At 71.3% G+C, this 16,864-nt stretch carries 15 protein-coding genes; 8 read left to right on the forward strand and 7 right to left on the reverse strand.

What is annotated here, in order from left to right; translation table 11 throughout:
- The first annotated feature begins 318 nt into the window (after positions 1-318).
- The 4 genes from ABZT04_RS21230 (at position 319) to tgmB (ending at position 3,351) form a co-directional block, all read left to right on the forward strand.
- Entirely contained in the window at positions 319-1,491 is a 1,173-nt protein-coding gene (locus ABZT04_RS21230; RefSeq protein WP_356058311.1) for a hypothetical protein, read from the forward strand.
- Between the two features lie 203 nt (positions 1,492-1,694).
- Positions 1,695-1,991 carry a YkvA family protein gene (locus ABZT04_RS21235; RefSeq protein WP_356058312.1) on the forward strand — a complete coding sequence of 99 codons (297 nt, stop codon included), beginning with the start codon at positions 1,695-1,697 and terminating at the stop codon, positions 1,989-1,991.
- A gap of 165 nt (positions 1,992-2,156) precedes the next feature.
- Positions 2,157-2,348 (forward strand): putative ATP-grasp-modified RiPP, encoded by a 192-nt coding sequence (tgmA, locus tag ABZT04_RS21240; RefSeq protein ID WP_356058313.1) that lies wholly within the window; start codon positions 2,157-2,159, stop codon positions 2,346-2,348.
- A 16-nt stretch (positions 2,349-2,364) separates the two neighbouring features.
- The gene (gene tgmB, locus ABZT04_RS21245) at positions 2,365-3,351 is read left to right on the forward strand and encodes an ATP-grasp ribosomal peptide maturase (RefSeq protein WP_356058314.1); all 987 of its coding nucleotides are present in this window, start codon (positions 2,365-2,367) and stop codon (positions 3,349-3,351) included.
- A gap of 80 nt (positions 3,352-3,431) precedes the next feature.
- Here tgmB and ABZT04_RS21250 read toward each other — a convergent pair whose 3' ends face one another.
- Positions 3,432-4,580, reverse strand: coding sequence for a serine hydrolase domain-containing protein (locus tag ABZT04_RS21250; RefSeq protein ID WP_356058316.1), 1,149 nt, complete (start codon positions 4,578-4,580; stop codon positions 3,432-3,434).
- A 209-nt stretch (positions 4,581-4,789) separates the two neighbouring features.
- On the opposite strand from ABZT04_RS21250, the gene ABZT04_RS21255 reads away from it, so the two are divergent.
- Positions 4,790-6,829: a SpoIIE family protein phosphatase gene (locus ABZT04_RS21255; RefSeq protein WP_356058317.1), complete on the forward strand. Its 2,040-nt coding sequence runs from the start codon at positions 4,790-4,792 to the stop codon at positions 6,827-6,829.
- 4 nt (positions 6,830-6,833) lie between these two features.
- Here ABZT04_RS21255 and ABZT04_RS21260 read toward each other — a convergent pair whose 3' ends face one another.
- Entirely contained in the window at positions 6,834-7,301 is a 468-nt protein-coding gene (locus ABZT04_RS21260) for a hypothetical protein (protein WP_356058319.1), read from the reverse strand.
- 144 nt (positions 7,302-7,445) lie between these two features.
- Between ABZT04_RS21260 and ABZT04_RS21265 the strand changes: the two genes are divergently transcribed.
- Complete coding sequence (locus tag ABZT04_RS21265; RefSeq protein WP_356058321.1) at positions 7,446-8,414, forward strand: helix-turn-helix domain-containing protein; 969 nt, start codon at positions 7,446-7,448, stop codon at positions 8,412-8,414.
- Entirely contained in the window at positions 8,411-8,923 is a 513-nt protein-coding gene (locus ABZT04_RS21270; protein ID WP_356058322.1) for a GNAT family N-acetyltransferase, read from the forward strand. Before ABZT04_RS21265 ends, ABZT04_RS21270 begins: the two co-directional genes overlap by 4 nt.
- 7 nt (positions 8,924-8,930) lie before the next feature.
- Here the strand turns inward: ABZT04_RS21270 and ABZT04_RS21275 are convergent, their stop codons facing one another.
- Both ABZT04_RS21275 and ABZT04_RS21280 read right to left on the reverse strand, forming a co-directional pair.
- Positions 8,931-10,703, reverse strand: a complete 1,773-nt coding sequence (locus ABZT04_RS21275) for an ABC transporter ATP-binding protein (RefSeq protein ID WP_356058323.1) — start codon at positions 10,701-10,703, stop codon at positions 8,931-8,933.
- A gap of 89 nt (positions 10,704-10,792) precedes the next feature.
- The gene (locus ABZT04_RS21280; RefSeq protein ID WP_356058325.1) at positions 10,793-11,650 is read right to left on the reverse strand and encodes an aldo/keto reductase; all 858 of its coding nucleotides are present in this window, start codon (positions 11,648-11,650) and stop codon (positions 10,793-10,795) included.
- Positions 11,651-11,937: 287 nt separating this feature from the next.
- Here ABZT04_RS21280 and ABZT04_RS21285 point away from each other — a divergent pair, with 287 nt between their 5' ends.
- Positions 11,938-12,825, forward strand: coding sequence for a Gfo/Idh/MocA family oxidoreductase (locus ABZT04_RS21285; protein WP_356058326.1), 888 nt, complete (start codon positions 11,938-11,940; stop codon positions 12,823-12,825).
- Here ABZT04_RS21285 and ABZT04_RS21290 read toward each other — a convergent pair whose 3' ends face one another.
- The 3 genes from ABZT04_RS21290 to ABZT04_RS21300 form a co-directional block, all read right to left on the reverse strand.
- Positions 12,826-13,170 (reverse strand): hypothetical protein, encoded by a 345-nt coding sequence (locus ABZT04_RS21290; RefSeq protein ID WP_356058328.1) that lies wholly within the window; start codon positions 13,168-13,170, stop codon positions 12,826-12,828.
- Between the two features lie 133 nt (positions 13,171-13,303).
- Positions 13,304-14,194, reverse strand: coding sequence for a GNAT family N-acetyltransferase (locus ABZT04_RS21295; RefSeq protein ID WP_356058329.1), 891 nt, complete (start codon positions 14,192-14,194; stop codon positions 13,304-13,306).
- A 224-nt stretch (positions 14,195-14,418) separates the two neighbouring features.
- A complete protein-coding gene (locus tag ABZT04_RS21300) occupies positions 14,419-16,836 on the reverse strand; it encodes a GH92 family glycosyl hydrolase (RefSeq protein ID WP_356058331.1) in 2,418 nt (805 codons plus the stop codon).
- Between the last annotated feature and the right edge of the window lie 28 nt (positions 16,837-16,864).

Below are 16,864 nucleotides of genomic sequence, written 5' to 3' on the forward strand. Positions count from 1 at the left end.
GCTGATCACGACGTACTGGATGTCGGCGAAGGTCCCCCGGCCCGCGTCGTCGGTGAGACCGCGTGGCGCACGGAAGGGACCCACCCCGAGCGGATGGTGGGCGGGTCCCGTCCGCCCCACCATTCTGGGGACCGGGCCATGTCAAAGACACGAGTGAAACCCGGCCGCCCGGAGCGAACCGATCACACCCCGCGCGTACACTCGCGCCGTATCGCGGGAAACCCGGACATACGAGACTCTCCGACCCCCGCTTGACGCGCCAAGATCTCCGACGGGGATACTGGTGGGTCAACGCCGCCCGCGCACGCAGATTGGCCTATGTCGAACTCCTCCGCAGCTCCGCCCACGATCCCCCACACGGTGTGGCTGGCTCGCGGCCGCCACGTCGGGTCCGACGCCGCCGACGTCGTACGGCGACAGTTGCAGCGACTCAAGGACCGCGAGGTCATCGACGACCATCTGGAACCGGACGCCGACGACGAACCGGATGTTTCCCAGCCGGTCTTCGAGGCGCGCTGGCGGGTCGAGGAGACGGTCACCGTACGGGCCCGGTTGACGCTGCCCTCCGCTCCGGAGCCGGGTGCGCCATCGGCCGACGGGCAGGAGTGGGTCCTCGTCGCGGAGGCCGAGCGGGTCTGGGATCCCCGGTGGCCCTCCCCCGCGACCATGTTCTGGCCCGGGGACCCCGAGGACACGGACGCCGGCTGGGACCATGTGACGGTTCCTGGGCTGCGCTTCCGGGAGGTCAATCCGCTGCCTTCCGACGAGAAGGAGCTGCGGCGCCTGTTCAGGAGCTGCGCGCAGGACGGCTGGAGCATTCACGTCGTCGTGCACGAGGCCATGACCCCGGACGCGCGCGGCCGGCTGCCCCTGGCGCGGCTGCTGCCCGAGAGCCTGCGGCACCGCGTGGTGGAGCACCGCGCCGCGCCGGACCAACTGCGGTCCGTGAACTGGGCGTTGCTGCGCGAGTTCGACTTCCAGGTGCCGCGCGGCGGTGCGGTGGTGCTGCCGACGAGCCCGGCCGCTCCGGGCTACGACGTGCGTGACTTCTCCGTGCGCAGCGTCTTCCTCGACGGTTCCGAGCCGACCGAACTCGTCGACGTGCTCTGCCGTTACGCCGCCTCGGCACGTCCGCTGCCGGAGGACGGGGAGGCGGCCCTCACCGCTCTGCGTGAAGAGTGGCGCCTGATGACGCTCGAGGAGGAACTGGCCCGGGAGCGCAGGCTGGTGGCCATGTACGCCGAGGCGCTGGAGGCGATGACGAAGTCCCGGGACCTCTACCGGGAGTCCGCCGACCGCGCCAACGAGGCGCTCGCCGCCCTGCGCGAGTCCGCCGGAGCCGTGGCCGGGTTGCCTCCGCAGTCGTCCGAGTCCGCGCTCCAGCGGACGTTCGGCCGCCTGCGGGACGCGACGAAGGCGCTGCGCCCCGCCTCGCCGGTCGACGCGGCCCGCGCGGATCTGCCGCGTGACGGTGATCGGGACGGTTCCTGACCGACCCTGTGGGACACGGGAAAACCGCTGCAAGACCCGTGACAGTCCTGGGAGTTGTGGCTGACGGTCAAGCGTGGTCGACGACTGTCAAGACCCTTCCTGGCGTTCGGGTGTGATGTTCCCCTCGCCGGCAATACCGGGGCCGTAACCGGGCATTCGGTTAGGGCACATGCTGTGCGGCCGCACCGGAAAAAGGGGCTCCCGTGGATTCGACCACAACCGTGATCGTCGTCGCCGTGGTGCTCGCGGTGGTGCTGCTCGCCGTGGCCGTCGGAGTGCTGGTGCGGCTCGTCCGTACGCGGCGCGGACTACGGCGCGCAGGGCTTCCGACCGGCCCCAAATGGGTTTTCTGGGGTGCCGTCCTCTACTTCGTACTGCCGACCGACCTGATGCCCGACCCCGTGTATCTGGACGACATCGCCGTCCTCCTTCTCGCCCTGCGCACGATGCGCAACTCCCTCGGCGAGCAGGAGGAGGGGCGGCCTGGCGACCCCGGCTGACCCCGGCGTGCGTCTCACGTCCCTTCCTGTGATTACGCAGCGTAAGGAAACCATTCACTCGTTCGATTCGTATAAGTCTCTGGAAGCAGACGGAAGTCGGCGGGTCGAGCGACCCCGCGGGGTGGCCGGCCGCTTGCACGAGGCAGTACCGACGAGGGAGAGACGATGCAACCGTTCGCGCTCAACTACGCTCGCCCGGCTTCACAGTTGGAGCTTACCGCTCCGTACAGCTACGACTCCGGACTGCAGTTGAACGTGCTCGCCGACGGACGGGTGGCCGCCCACGATCTCGCTCTGCTGAGAGAACTGGGCACCACAACGTCCACCGCAGGATCGAAGACCCACTTCGACGACTGAACACGGAACGACATAAATGACCGTGTTGGTCCTTACTTGTGAAGAGGACGTCACGGCGGACATGGTGGTGGTCCACCTGCACGCGTCCGGCGTCCCCGTGGTCCGGATCGATCCCGCCGACCTCACCGGCGGGGTCGCGCTCTCCGGCGAGTACGTCCACGGCGCCTTCCGGGGTCATCTGTCCGCCGGAGGGCGGCTGGTGAGCCTGAGTGGACTGCGGTCCATCTGGGTGCGCAGACCGGGCACCCCGGCCACCCGCGCACCCCAGCCCTCGGAGTGGCTCACCGAGGAGGCGTCCCAGGCGCTCTACGGCATGCTCCGAGGATCCGGCGCCCGCTGGATGAACCACCCCGACGCCGCTCGCCGCGCCCGGCACAAGCCCTGGCAGCTACGGCTCGCCCAGCGCAGCGGCCTGCCCGTGCCGGCCACCCTGATCACCACCTTCCCGCAGGCCGCCCGCGAGTTCTCGCAGCGCTTCCCGGACCTGGTGGTCAAGCCGGTCTCCGGTGCCCACCCGCAGGATCCGCCCAGAGCGGTGCCCACCAGCCGGGTCGCGCCCGACACCGACTTCGCCGCCGTAGCGTTCGGTCCCACACTCTTGCAGCGGCGGATCCCCAAGCGCGCCGACATCCGGCTCACCGTGGTCGGCGACCGGATGCTGGCCGCCCGCACGGCGACCGCCCCGGACGCGGACCCCGCCGAGGTCGACGTCCGCTTCGCCGCACCCGCGCAGCGCTGGCATCCCACCGAGGTCCCGCCGCGCATCGCCGATGCCGTCCGCACCTATCTGCGCGAGGCCGAACTGGCCTACGGCGCCTTCGACTTCGCCGAGGACGGCGACGGCACCTGGTGGTTCCTGGAGTGCAACCAGTCGGGCCAGTTCGGCTTCGTCGAGGCGGACACCGGCCAGCCGATCGCCCGGACGATCGCGGAGTGGCTGTCCCTGCCCGCCTCGTCGGAGCGGGAGGGACGCCTCGACGGGCCGGACAGCACGGTCGCTTGAACTTGAACTTGAACCTCAGCAGGAACGGTTCACCAGGCTCAGAGGCCGCCGTCACGTCCGGCATGTCGCGGACGCCGGAATCACGACCCGTACGTTCCTCCCAGCAGGCTGCACACGGCGTCCTCCTCGACCGCGCGTAGCTTGCTCAGCAGAGCGGGGTTACCGGACTGGTTCACCTGAGTTGTCAATGAGAATGTCAGCGCGCGTCGGCCGTCGGGGGTGGCCGCGATCAACTGTGTGTAACCGAGGGTGTTTCCGGTATGTCCGAGAACGACCCCGCAGCGGGTGGCGTAGCGGAAGAGGGCGAGTCCGGCGCTGTTGCGGCCCGGGCCGGCCGGTTCGGAGGCGCCGGGGATCCAGTGGCGCTGTTCCTTCACTGCCGCCCGGGAAGTGAGGGCTCCGGCGGCGTACGCGCCGATGAACGTGGCCAGGTCGCGGGGTGAGGAGGTGATGCCGCCGGATGCCCATACGCCCGACATGCTGATCGCCTCGCTGACGTCCTCCGGTCCGTTCGGCCCGCCGAAGGCGTAGCCGTGCATGTAGGGCTCGGGCATCTCGTACCCCTGCGGCAGGCTCGTGTCGCGCAGTCCCAGCGGCCGGTAGACCTCGCGGCGCAGCAGGTCCTCGTAGAGTCTGCCGGTCGCCGCCTCCGCCATCAGCGCCACGGCGATGTTGTCGGAGTTGGAGTAGCGGTACTGAGAACCGGGAGCGAAGCCGAGCGGTTCGCCGGCCACGAAGTCGAGCAGGTGCCGCGAGTCGAAGTGCCGGCGCGGGTCGGCCGCGATGAGGCTACGGAACTGCGGGCTCTGGCTGTAGTCCGGCAGCCCGCTGGTGTGTTGGAGCAGTTGGCGCAGGGTCACCGACCGCCAGGCCCGGGGCAGTTGGGGCAGCCGCGCGCCGATCGTGTCGTCGAGGTCGAGCCGGTGCTGTCGTACGAGACTCAGGGCCACCGCTCCGCTGAACGCCTTGCTGGTGCTCGCGGTCCGGGTGTGGTCGCGCGGTTCGAGCGGGCGGCCGGTGGTGATGTCGGCGGTGCCGGCCGTCAGGACGCGCTGCCGGTCGCCGTCGCGCAGCACGACGATCACGCCGGGCGGTCCGTCGGGAGCGGCGACCAGTGCGTCGAGGCCGCGTTGGAGGGAGTGGTCGTCGGCCGCCGCGGGCGACGCGGGCACGAGGGCGCCCACGCAGGTGGCGACCAGGAGGGAGACGAGGCGGAGCGGGAAGGGCATCGGGTGTCCTGGGGGCAGTCGGGTCAGGGCACGACCAGAATCTGGGTGCTTGTCCGCATCCGCGCGGGTACGTGCTCCATACGGCCCTCTTCGCTCCCCTCCCCCACGTCCCCCACGGTGTTGCCGCGCGGGCCGTGCTGTGCCGTAATCGGATGACCCGCGGTGCGGATCTTGGCCGGTGCCGTGCCGCGCCGGAAGGAGCGGCTGGGATGGACGCGTACGGTGCCGGGGACGGTGTCACTGCCGCCCCGGGAGGGTTGCTGGACCTGTTGCGGGTCGCGGCGGTGGTCCTGGACGCCGACGGATACATCACGCTGTGGAGCCCCGAGGCGGAGCAGTTGCTCGGCTACTCCCCCGAGGAGGCGCTCACGCAGCGCGCGGACCAGCTGTTGGTGGCGCCGGACGACCGGGTCCGGGCGCGGGAGCTGTTCGCCCAGGTGGGTACGGGTGCCCGCTGGGCGGGGGTGTTCCCCCTGCTGCACCGGGACGGCACCGAGCGGCAGGTGGAGTTCCGCACCATGCGGTTGCGCGACAGCCGGGGCCAGGCGCATCTGCTGGGGCTGGCGGCGGACGCGACGACGGTACGAACCGTGGAGCGGGACCTGGCCCTGTCCCACAGCCTCGTGCGGCAGACGCCGGTGGGCATCGCGGTGTTCGACACCGAGTTGCGCTGGGTCGGGGTCAACCCGGCCCTGGAACGGATCAATGGCCTTCCGGAGGCGGAGGTCGTCGGGCGGCGGATCGGCGAGGTGCTGCCGGGTCTGGACGTGGCGACCATCGAGTCGCGGATGCGCCATGTGCTGATCACCGGCAGGCCGCTGCTCGACCAGCAGACCGTGGGCCGGACGGCGGCCGACGTCGAGGACCGCGCGTACTCGGAGTCGTACCACCGCATCGAGGACGCGCAGGGCCGGGTCCTCGGGCTGGCGATGGCCGTACTGGACATCACCGAGCGGGAGCAGGCCGCCGCCGAGGTCGCGCAGGCCCGCCAGCATCTGTCCGTCGTGGCGGAGGCCGGGGTGCGAATCGGCACGACGCTGGACCTCCAGCAGACCGCGCGTGAGCTGGCCGACGTCGCGGTGCCGCATGTCGCCGACCTGGCCGCCGTCGACGTACTGGAGTCGGTCGTGACGGACGGCACGATCACTCCGGTGACCGAGGACGCGCAGGTCGAGTTCCGGGCGCTGGCCGTCGCCGCCGGATACCTCACCGACGCCATCCACGCGGCGGACCCGGTCGGCGAACTGGCCACCTACGGCCCCAACCGCATCATCACCCGGTGCGTGCGCGAGGCAGGACCGATCCTGGTCGAGCGCGTCGACCAGCAGATGATGCGGCGCATCGCCCGGGACGGGCGCGCCGCGCAGACCCTGCGTGCGGCGGGCGTCCACTCCTACCTGGCCGTCCCGTTGATGGCCCGAGGCGAGGTACTGGGCACGCTGAGCCTCTACCGCACCGTCAACGAGCGTCCCTTCGACGCACAGGACCGCCTCCTCGCCACGGAACTCGCCGCGCGCGCCGCGATCTGCATCGACAACGCCCGCCTCTACGCCCGCGAGCGCACCACCGCGCTGACCCTGCAACGCGGCCTGCTGCCACCGGCCCCGGCACGCCAGGAGGGCCTCGACATCGCCGCCCGCTATCTCCCGGCGCTGAGCGAGGTGGGGGGCGACTGGTACGACGTGCTGCCGCTGGGGCCGGGCCGTACCGGTCTCGTCGTGGGGGACGTGATGGGCAAGGGGGTGCAAGCGGCCGCCATCATGGGCCAGTTGAGCACCGCGACCCGTGCGCTGGCCCGACTCGACCTGCCGCCCGCGGAGTTGCTGCACCACCTGGACGACCTCACCGGTTCCCTCGGCGACACGATCGCCACCTGCGCGTACGGCGTGGTCGACCTCGGGCGGGGCACCTGCTGCCTGTCCAGCGCCGGGCATCTGCCGCCGGTCCTGATCCACTCCGACGGTGCCGCGGAACTCCTCGACATTCCCGGCGGGGTCCCGCTGGGTGTCGGCGGGGTGGACTTCGGTACCGCCGAAGTCGACTTCACGACGGGTGCGTTGCTCGCCCTGTACTCCGACGGGCTGGTGGAGAACCGCGGTGAGTCGATCGACGTGGGGCTGCACACGCTGACGCGGTTGCTGCAGAGTTCGCGCCGTCCGCTGGAGCAGACGAGCGACATGCTCCTCAACGCGCTGCGCCCGGAGCCCGACGACGATGTCGCGCTGCTCCTGGTGCGGGTCACCGGCTGACCGGTCAGGCGCCCGTGGTCGAGCCGGGACGGATGATCATAAGGACGGTGACGGTCGCCCACAGGAGGTTGAAGATGCCGGTGAACATGGCGAGTTGAACGGTTCCGGCACGCTCCACGGGCCGCCGCGCGCCCAGTTCCTCCAGGAGTTCGTCCTGACGCGGCAGGACGAAGGCGATGAGGATACCGGCGGCCACGGCGGTGAGGGTGATGGAGGCGATCAGCCAGCCGCTGCCCAGGACGCCCATCGCGGAGGCGGTGGCGAAGCCGAAGAGGGGCACGGCCAGTCCGACCGCGCCGTAGACGCGGCAGATGCGGTGCAGCAGCCGTACGGTCGTCACCCCCCTGTCGGGGCCGTCCGCGGCGGTGAGAGCGCGGCGGGCCGCCGGTGGGAACATGCTGGCGGCTACGGTCACGGGGCCGACGGCGACGATGGCGGCCAGGACGTGCAGAGTGAGAAGGATCTTGGTCACCGGCCCAGGCTAGGCAGGTACCGTCCGGCCGCACAGGGGCTGGAACGACAGCTTTCAACGGATTCCCGCCAATGCCTCCGGCCAGGCTGCTGTGGTGGATGGCCACGTCACCTGCCTGGCGGGAATCCGCCTATGGTGGCGTTCATGCACACCGTCGCGATCCTCGCCCTCGACCATGTGGTGCCGTTCGACATGGCGACGCCCATGGAGGTGTTCGGCCGCACCCGGCTGCCCGACGGCCGGAGCGCCTATCGGGTCCGGGTGTGCGGCGAGACGACGGACGTGCGGACGGACGGGTTCACGCTGCGGGTCGACCACGGGCTGGAAGCGCTGGCGGACGCCGACACCGTCATCGTCCCTGGCCGCTCGGAACAGGCCGCGCCGCCCTCCGCCCGGGTGCTGGCGGCGCTGCGGGAGGCAGCGGCGGCGGGCACGCGGATCGTGTCGATCTGCGCGGGCGCCTTCGTGCTGGCCGAGGCGGGACTGCTGGACGGGCTGCGCGCCACCACGCACTGGATCGCCGCCGACCTGCTGGCCCGCGCCCATCCCCTGGTCGACGTGGAGCCGGACGTGCTGTACGTCGACAACGGCCAGATCCTCACCTCGGCCGGGGCCGCCGCCGGACTCGACCTGTGTCTGCACATCATCCGCAGGGACTTCGGCTCGGCGGTCGCGGCGGACGCGGCCCGCCTGTCGGTCATGCCGCTCGAACGCGAGGGCGGGCAGGCCCAGTTCATCGTCCACCAGCATCCGCCGGTCCCCCAGGGCTCGGCCCTCGAACCGGTCCTCCGGTGGATGGAGGACCACCTCTCCCACGAGATCACCCTGGGCGCGCTGGCGACGCGCTCGGGCATGAGCGAGCGGACGTTCAGCCGCCATTTCCGCGAACAGACGGGCAGCACACCGCTCCAGTGGCTGCTGCGGGCCCGGGTACGACGTGCCCAGTACCTGCTGGAGAACAGCGACCACCCCATCGAACGCGTCGCCCAGCAGGCCGGGTTCGGCTCCCCCACCGCGTTCCGCGAGCGCTTCCGCCGGGTGGTCGGCACGACTCCGCAGGCGTATCGCTCGGCGTTCAACGGCAGGACGGTCCCGGAGGTGGCGCCGGTATGACCCCTCACTCCGAGGTCGCGGTCGTCCGCTGGTCGGGTGAGGACCCTTCGCAACTCGACGCCCTGGCCGGTCTGTTGGCGTCCTACCATCTGCGCACCGAGGACGAGAAGGGGGAACCCGTCGCCGACGTGGACGCCCTGCCGGACCGGTACCGGACCGAAGTCCGCGATCCACGCGCCGCGTTCGCCGACGCCGCCGTGCTGCTGGCCCTGTGCGGCGAGACGGTGGTGGGCTGCCTGGTGGTGACCGCTCCGGCCGACGGGCGGTCGGAGATCAAGAGGCTCTGGACCGATCCCGAGTTCCGTGGCCGGGGTGCCGCCTCCCGTCTGATCACCGCCGCGCTCGTGCAGGCCGCCCAAAGTGGCGCCGGCACCGTCCAGTTGTCGGTGTGGGCCTGGCGCACCGCCGCTATCGCCCTGTACGAGCGCCTCGGCTTCACCGTCACCGAGTCGTGGGACGCACGGGATCGGCTGGTGTGCATGGAGCGGGCGGTACGGCCGGTGCTCTGACCCGGGATCAGGCGACCTGGCCGCTGTGCAGCGCCGTGTACGCCCCACCCCGGCGCAGGAGTTCGTCGTGTGTGCCGATCTCCAGGATCTCGCCGTCACCCAGTACCACGATCCGGTCGGCGCCGCGGACGGTGGAGAGCCGGTGTGCCACGACGAAGGTCGTGCGGCCGCGCAGCAGTCGGGCCAGGGCCTGTTGGACGAGGGCCTCCGAGCGGGTGTCCAGGGCCGAGGTCGCCTCGTCCAGGATGAGCACCCGGGGATCCCGGATCAACGCCCGTGCGATGGCGAGGCGTTGGCGCTGTCCGCCGGACAGCCTGGCCCCGCGCTCGCCGACCAGGGTGTCCAGGCCCTGCGGCAACTTGTCAACGAACTCAAGGGCGTTGGCGTCGCGCAGTGCCGCGCGCACCGACTCCTCGTCGGCGTCGTCCATGCCGTAGGCCACGTTGTCGCGGATCGTGCCGTCGAAGAGGATCGACTCCTGGGGGACGACCGAGACGAAGCGCCGGTAGGTGCGCAGGTCGAGGGTGTTCATGTCGGTGCCGTCGAGCAGCAGTCGGCCGCTCGTGGGGCGGATGAACCCGATGACGAGGTTGAGGACGGTGGACTTGCCGGCGCCGGACGCGCCGACGAGGGCGACGGTCTCGCCGGGTACGACGGTGAGGGTGAAGTCGTGCACGGCGGGCCGGAGTTGGTTCCCGTCGTAGATGTGGCCGACGCTCTGGAAGGTGACGGCCCCGCATACCGAGGTGACCTCCGCCTTGCCCTCGTTGTCCTCCAGCTCCGGCGCCTGGAGCACCTCGCCGACCGAACGGACCGATTCCAGGCCCTTGGTGATGACCGGCGCCAGGCTCGCGAGGGTCGTGGTGGAGTTGGTGAGCGTGGTCAGGAAGGCGCTGAGCATGACGACGTCGCCCGCGGTGACTCCCCAGGCGCCGTAATACGACACGAGGGCCGCGCCGGCGAGGACCAGCACGCCGACCACGTTGAGGACGACCCAGGCCAGCGAGCCGAAGCGGCCGTTGAGCAGGTCGAGGCGGTTTCCGGTGGTGAGGAGCCGGCGGAGGGTGCCGTCCATACGGCGCAGGGCCTTGCCCTCCAGGCCGTGGGCGCGGGTGACCGGGATGAGCCGGGTCATCTCCGTCACGCGCGAGGACAGGGTCTCGACCTCGTGGCGGAAGTGTTCGTTGTGGGTGCGCAGGCGGGCCCTGAGCCGGGACACGAGGAGCGCGGCGACCGGCACGACGACCACGAAGACGGGCACGAACTCCGGTGTGCGGAAGGCGATGATGACCAGACCGCCGGTGAGCACGGTGATCGCGCCGAGCCCGGTCTCGGCGGTCTGCTGGACCATCTGCTCGACCGTCTCCACGTCCCGCACGACCTTGGCCTGGAGCACTCCGGCGCTGACCCGGGAGTGGTAGCCGATGGAGAGCTGCTGCATCCGGGTGCACAGCGCCGAGCGCAGGTCGGTGCCCATGCGGCGGACACTGCCGTAGAGGAGGCGGACGTAGAGGACGTGCAGCGGGTAGTTGATCAGCAGGATGAACAGGATGATCCCGGTGCTGATCCAGAGTCTGCTGACCGGCTGGTGCTGGACCACGGTGTCGATGATGGACGCGGTGATCAGCGGGAGCAGCCAGATGGGGCTGTGCTTGACCGTGAACACGGCGGCGGCCAGGGCCAGGCGTCTGCGGTCGGTGCGGAAGAGGTAGGCGAGGGTGCGGATCGGGTGTTCGTCACGGTAGTGGTGGTCGAGCGGTTTGTCCGTGGACGACGCCATCGACGGTGGTCCTCCCCCTGTGACCGGTCGGCGGGCAAGGGCTTTCTCGCCCTGCCCGCCCCTGCTGCACCTCGGGCGTCGTCACCCTCTCAGACGGCGTCCAGCTCCGCGAACTCATTTTGGGAGAGGGTCAGTTCGGGTGCGGCGGCCGAGTCGCGGATCGTCTCGGGGCGGCTGGCGCCCGGGATCGGTACGACGACAGACGACTTGGCGAGCATCCACGCCAGGCACACCCGCTGCGGGCTGACGCCGTGCCGCTCGGCGATCCGGGCGAACGGCGCGTAGGCGGAGCCGAGTTCTCCGGCGTGGGCGATGCCGCCGAGGGGGCTCCAGGGCAGGAACGCGATGCCGAGCTCGTCGCAGAGCCCCAGCTCCGGCTCGCTCGAGCGGAAGGCCGGGGAGAACTGGTTCTGCACGGAGACCAGCCGTCCGCCGAGGATCTCGTTCGCGAGCCGGATCTGCTCCGGGTTCGCGTTGGAGATCCCGGCCATGCGGATCTTGCCCTCGTCGAGCAGCTCCCGCAGCGCACCGACCGAGTCCGCGTACGGGACCCTCGGGTCGGGGCGGTGGAACTGGTAGAGGCCGATGGCCTCCACGCCCAGCCGACGCAGGGAGGCCTCGCAGGCCTCCTTGAGGTACTCGGGACGGCCGTCCAGGGTCCAACTGCCGTCCCCGGGGCGGAGATGGCCACCCTTGGTGGCGACCAGGACGTCGGCGCCGCGGTCGTGGGAGGCGAGGGCCTTGGCGATCAGGGTCTCGTTGTGTCCGACCTCGTCCGCGTGCAGGTGGTAGGCGTCGGCGGTGTCGATCAGGGTCACGCCCGAGTCGAGGGCCGCGTGGATGGTCGCGAGGGAGCGTGCCTCGTCGGGCCGTCCCTCGATCGACATGGGCATACCGCCCAGGCCGATCGCACCGACCTCGACGTCACCGATACGGCGGGTGTCCATTGCTCGTGCTCCTCTTCCGGTCTTCCGGCTGTAGCGCAGAACCGTGCGTCCGGCACCGCCGGGCGACCGGTCGGATCGCGGCGGGCGGGACGCGCCTTCCAGCCTCTCCGGACCGAGTCCGCAGGTCCAATAGAAGAAATCGAACGCATCCAGCAGCCGCACTGCTCAATCGGCGGTCGCCGCGAGGGCTTGCGCACCTGCCCCGTCCATGTGGCACGCTCACCGGCGACCGGCCGGTCGGATCGACTCCGGTCGGCATCAGGTTCGACCCGTGGAAAGGCAGCGCCATGCGCATCGGACTGCTCGGCACCGGCCCTTGGGCACAGATGGCGCACGCCCCCGCCCTCGACGGCCACGCGGAGTGGGACTTCGCGGGCGTATGGGGCCGCCGTCCGGACGCGGCGAAGGAACTCGCCGACCGGTACGGCGTACCGGCCTACGACGACGTCGACGCCCTCCTCGCGGATGTGGACGCCGTCGCCGTGGCCCTTCCGCCGTCCGTGCAGGCCGAGTTGGCGGCGCGGGCCGCGCGTGCGGGTCGGCATCTGCTGTTGGACAAGCCCCTCGCCCCGACGGTGGAGCAGGGGCGGGCCGTGGTCGACGCGGTGCGGGAGGCCGGGGTCGCGTCGGTCGTGTTCTTCACCACCCGCTTCCAGCCGGAGACCGAGGCGTGGATTGCCGAACAGGCCGCCGCCGAGGGCTGGTTCACCGCTCGGGCCGACTGGCTCGGCTCGGTGTTCACCAGCGACAGTCCGTTCGCCGCCTCCCCCTGGCGGCAGGAGAAGGGCGCGCTGTGGGACGTCGGCCCGCACGCCCTGTCCGTGCTGCTGCCGGTGCTCGGTGACGTCCGCAGGGTGGCGGCGGCCGTGCGGGGCCCCGGGGACACGACCCTGCTGATCCTGGACCACGTGGGCGGTGCGACGAGCACGCTGACCCTGAGCCTCACGGCGCCGACCGCTGCGGCAGGCGTCACGGTCGAACTGCGCGGCGAGGCAGAGGTGACCGGCCTCCCGGACAGCTCGGGCAGTGCGGTGTCCGCCCTGACCCGGGCCGCCGACGCGCTGGGCGAGGCCGTCCGCACGGGTCGGCCGCACCTCTGCGACGCGGCTTTCGGGCAGCGGGTCACCGAGATCCTGGCGGAGGCCGAGGCGATGGTGGCCGACGCGGCCGGCTGATCACTCGCCACCCGGTGCCTCCTCGTCCTCGTCGAACGGCTCGTCGCTCCACCGGAACCAGGCCCGCTCCCCCTCGATGTGCAGCAGAAACTCGGGCACGGGCCCGTCCGGCGAGGTGAGCGTGACCCGCCGCCGGATCTCGTCGTAGGCCTCCTCCCAGAGGGACGGGTCGTCGTCCGCCTCGACCAGTTCCCGTTCCCGTATGAACAAGTCCCGTACGGCGTCGAAGGCCGGACCTGGGGTGAACTCGCCGGACAGCCAAGGGAAGTCGGCGTCGTCGATGAGGATCTCCCCCACCGACTCCTCGCCCCCGCGTACCTGCCAGACCTCGCCGACGAACCCCATGCCCGCCTCCATCCCGCCGTAGAGCGATGTGCCGTAGATCCACCTGCCGCCAGCATGGCACCCGGCACTGACAGTCGGCCCGGAACGGATCATGGGCCGGGCCGACTGCCGGCAGGTCTACGGGCCGGTGCGGCTACTCGACGAACTGGAAGGTGGCGCGTTCCCGGATGAGGGGATAGCCGATCTCGGCGAAGTGCGCGGCCATCGGGAAGTTGCCCTGGTCCGTGGCGGCGGCTATGAACTCGGCGCCCCGCTCGGCGAGATGGTGGGTGCACTCGGCCAGCAGGTCGCGGGCGTAACCGTGCCCGCGCTGTTCGGGTACGACTCCGATGAAGCCGACGCAGGGGCCCGACGGGTTGCGGGCCGGGATGTGGATGCCCACGAGGTCGCCCTCGGAAGTGCGGGCGACCTGCCACCACTCGCGCGGGGACGGGCACCAGCGGAAGAAGTCGATCTCCTCCTGTGCGGCCTTTTCGACTCCCCCTTCGCGGATGGCCCGGCGGGCATGGGCGTCGAGAGTGACGGAGTGGATGCGGCGCAGTGCGTCGAAGAACACGGCGTCGTCCGGTTCGGGGGCGAAGACGAGGCGCCCGGGGCGTTCGGGCAGCCCGCACGCCGGAGTCCATCGGTAGATGAACCGCTCGACGAGGAGGTCGTAACCGGCCGCGCGCAGGGCGGTGAAGCGGGCCTCGGCGGCGGCACGGAACTCGGGGCTGTCGCGCCAGCCGGCGGGGAGGTTCAGCTCCACGTCGACGCGCCAGGGCGCGCTGCGCAGCAGTTCGGCGCCCGCCTCCGCCTCACCCTCGGCCAGGTCGAAGCAGTCGACGGCGAGGGGTTCGGTGTCGTCGGGGCCGCCCCACCAGGCGGCGCGTGCGACGACCGTGCCGTCCCGCAGCGCCACCCGCTGCCAGTCGGGCCGCCAGGTCGTCAGCCGGTGTTGCGCCCGGGCGCCGAGCGCGTCGGGAAGTGCGTCGAAAAGATGGGCGTCGCTCGCGTCGAGCGCGCGGATGACCAGATCGGTCATGGATTCCTCCGGGATGCGTACCGCGTGAAGCGCTCCCGGTCGGATCAGTCGAGGCACACCGGGTCAACGGGGAGGGAGCGCAGGGGTGTTGTGGATCGCATGGCACTCGCCTCCTTCCGCGGGTCTCCGGGCGTGCGGGCTCAGGCTAGGGCCGGGTCCGTCCGCCCGTCCAGCGAATTGCGCGGGTGGCCCGGCGGAGTGCGCCTCCGCCGGGCCACCGCACGTCAGTGGGGCAGTCCCGCCGGGTCGGCGGCCCAGCTCGTGTTCGGGTCGGTGCCGAGCCGGAAGTCCAGCCTGCCGCCCTTGAGAGTCAGGGCCGAGCCGGTCCAGGAGCGGTTCAGGTTCCGGCCGTCGAGGCGTACGGCGTCGACGTACGAGTGGGTGTCGTCGGCGTCGGGTGCGGTGATGACGATGTCCGTGCGGCCAGGCCGGTCCAGGACCGCCTTCGGGAAGAGGGGTGCGCCGAGCAGCAGGTCGGCGCTGCCGGGGGTGCGCGGATAGATACCGAGGGCCGAGAGGACGTACCAGGCGGACATGGTGCCGAGGTCGTCGTTGCCGGGCAGGCCCTTGGGGCCGGTCCCGTAGGCGGTGTCGAGGATCTGGCGGACCGTCGCCTGGGTCTTCCAGGGCTGTCCGAGGGAGTTGTAGAGCCAGGGCGCGTGGATGTCGGGTTCGTTGGTCGGGTCGTAGCGCAGCGCGTCGCCGCCCCGGACCGACCAGGCTCCGTCCGTCGTGTGGAAGAAGCCGTCGAGGCGGGTCGCGGCCGTCTCGCGTCCGCCCATCGCCTCGGCCAGTCCCGTCACGTCCTGCGGGACCATCCAGACGTACGCGGCGGCCGAGCCCTGCGCGAAGCCGAGGTCACTCGCCGGGTTGAACGGGGTCACCCAGGAGCCGTCGAGATTACGGGCCTGGATGTAGCCGGTGGCGGGGTTGAAGACGTTGCGCCAGTAGGCGCCGCGTTCGGTGAAGGTCTTCGCCTCGCCGGTACGGCCCAGCAGTGTCGCCCACTGGGCGAGGGCGGAGTCGGCGACGGCGTCCTCCAGGGTCTCGGCGGCGCCGCCCCAGCAGTGGCACGCGTCCTGGGCGGCGTAGTGGGAGGTCATGTACTGGGCCAGGTTGGGGCGTTGGCCCACGCACTGGCCCGGGCAGCCGGCGTCCAAGAGTTCGTCCGCGTTGGGCACGGTGGCCTGGTGGACGAGGGAGTCGAAGGCGCCCCGGTAGTCGAAGTTGCGGACGCCCATGGCGTAGAAGGTGGCCAGGGTCGCGGCGGACGGGTCGCCCGTCATGACGTGGGTGGCGCCGCTGATGTGCACCCAGCGGTCCCATACTCCGCCGTTCTGCCGGGCGAAGTTGTAGAGCGACTGGGCGAAGTCGCCCGCGACGGTGGGCTCCAGGAGGGCGAGCAGTTGGATCTGGGCGCGGTACTGGTCCCAGCCGGAGAAGTTGCTGTACTGCGCCCGCTGACCGGATGCCAGCCGGTGCACGGCCTGGTCCATGCCCCAGTAGCGGCCGTCCGTGTCGCTGATCAGGTTGGGCTGCATGAGCGCGTGGTAGAGCGCCGTGTAGAAGGTCTGGCGGCGGGCGGGGGTGCCGCCGTCGAGGCGTACGGTGCTCAGCTCGCGGTCCCAGGCGCGGGCGCCGGCCTCGGCGACGTCGGCCACGCGCGCGTGCGGGGCGATCTCCTGGCCGAGGTTGGTCTCGGCCCCCGCGAGGCTGACGTAGGAGATGCCGATCCGCATGTGGACATCGTTGTCGGCCGCCGTGTCGAAGCCGACCCAGCCGCCGGAACCGCGGCCCGCGCGGTCGGCGCCCGTGGCGTACCCCTCGCCTCCGGAGGCGGTCGTCGAACCGGGTGACACCGTGCTGTCGTGCCAGGTGCCGACCGAGGAGAAGGCCCGGTCGAAGGAGGCGCTGAAGTACAGCTTGTAGTAGCTCTTGCGGTTGTTGACGCCGCCGTTGGCGCGGCGTCCGCAGAAGGCGCCGGTGAGGACCCAGCCGGTGACCTTGTGGTGGGCGGTGTCGATGTCGACGTGCGCGTCCTCGCTGCCGTTGAGGGAGTTGGAGACGCGGAAGAGCAGGCTCGCCGGGCGGTCGGCGGGGAAGGTGAAGTCGGCTACTCCGGCGCGCTTGCTGACGGCCAGGTCGGCGGTGGCGCCGGAGGCGAGGCCGAGGGTGTAGCGGCCGGGGGTGGCCTTCTCGTCGGTGTGCGAGAAGTTCGACGCGTAGACGGCGTCCTTGGTGTCCGCCGACGGTGACGAGGTGACGTCGCCGACGAACGGCATGATCGGAACGTCGCCTGCCGCGCCGGGGTTGCAGCCCGCACCGTTGACATGGGTGAGGCTCAGGCCGCGGACGCGGGTGGCGCCGTACTCGTAGCCGTTGGCGGCACCCGTGCTGGTCTGGTCGCCGGTGGTGCTGGTCGGGGACCAGGCGATCATGCCGCCCGGGAGGGTGGCGCCGGGGTAGGTGTTGCCGCCGTTGGACGAACCGATCAGCGGATCGACGAGCGAAGACGCCCGCTCGGTCGGGGAGTTGGCCGCGGCGGCGGGGAAGGGCGTGGACGCGGCGAGCGCGCTCGTGATCGCGAGGATCGCGACCTTGGTGCCCACCCGTCGCACGGTGTGCGGGAGTTGCTGAGGCATGCGGCAAGTCGCCTTTCGACAAGGGGAC

Source organism: Streptomyces sp. NPDC005492, assembly GCF_040605995.1.
Taxonomy (GTDB): Bacteria; Actinomycetota; Actinomycetes; order Streptomycetales; family Streptomycetaceae; genus Streptomyces.

Excerpts from the sequence above, each read along its gene's own strand:
- ABZT04_RS21230 (WP_356058311.1), top strand. The coding sequence starts at position 319 with ATGTCGAACTCCTCCGCAGCTCCGCCCACGATCCCCCACACGGTGTGG.
- tgmA (WP_356058313.1), top strand. The coding sequence starts at position 2,157 with ATGCAACCGTTCGCGCTCAACTACGCTCGCCCGGCTTCACAGTTGGAG.
- tgmB (WP_356058314.1), top strand. The coding sequence starts at position 2,365 with ATGACCGTGTTGGTCCTTACTTGTGAAGAGGACGTCACGGCGGACATG.
- ABZT04_RS21250 (WP_356058316.1), bottom strand. The coding sequence starts at position 4,580 with ATGCCCTTCCCGCTCCGCCTCGTCTCCCTCCTGGTCGCCACCTGCGTG.
- ABZT04_RS21255 (WP_356058317.1), top strand. The coding sequence starts at position 4,790 with ATGGACGCGTACGGTGCCGGGGACGGTGTCACTGCCGCCCCGGGAGGG.
- ABZT04_RS21265 (WP_356058321.1), top strand. The coding sequence starts at position 7,446 with ATGCACACCGTCGCGATCCTCGCCCTCGACCATGTGGTGCCGTTCGAC.
- ABZT04_RS21270 (WP_356058322.1), top strand. The coding sequence starts at position 8,411 with ATGACCCCTCACTCCGAGGTCGCGGTCGTCCGCTGGTCGGGTGAGGAC.
- ABZT04_RS21275 (WP_356058323.1), bottom strand. The coding sequence starts at position 10,703 with ATGGCGTCGTCCACGGACAAACCGCTCGACCACCACTACCGTGACGAA.
- ABZT04_RS21280 (WP_356058325.1), bottom strand. The coding sequence starts at position 11,650 with ATGGACACCCGCCGTATCGGTGACGTCGAGGTCGGTGCGATCGGCCTG.
- ABZT04_RS21285 (WP_356058326.1), top strand. The coding sequence starts at position 11,938 with ATGCGCATCGGACTGCTCGGCACCGGCCCTTGGGCACAGATGGCGCAC.
- ABZT04_RS21290 (WP_356058328.1), bottom strand. The coding sequence starts at position 13,170 with ATGGGGTTCGTCGGCGAGGTCTGGCAGGTACGCGGGGGCGAGGAGTCG.
- ABZT04_RS21295 (WP_356058329.1), bottom strand. The coding sequence starts at position 14,194 with ATGACCGATCTGGTCATCCGCGCGCTCGACGCGAGCGACGCCCATCTT.
- ABZT04_RS21300 (WP_356058331.1), bottom strand. The coding sequence starts at position 16,836 with ATGCCTCAGCAACTCCCGCACACCGTGCGACGGGTGGGCACCAAGGTC.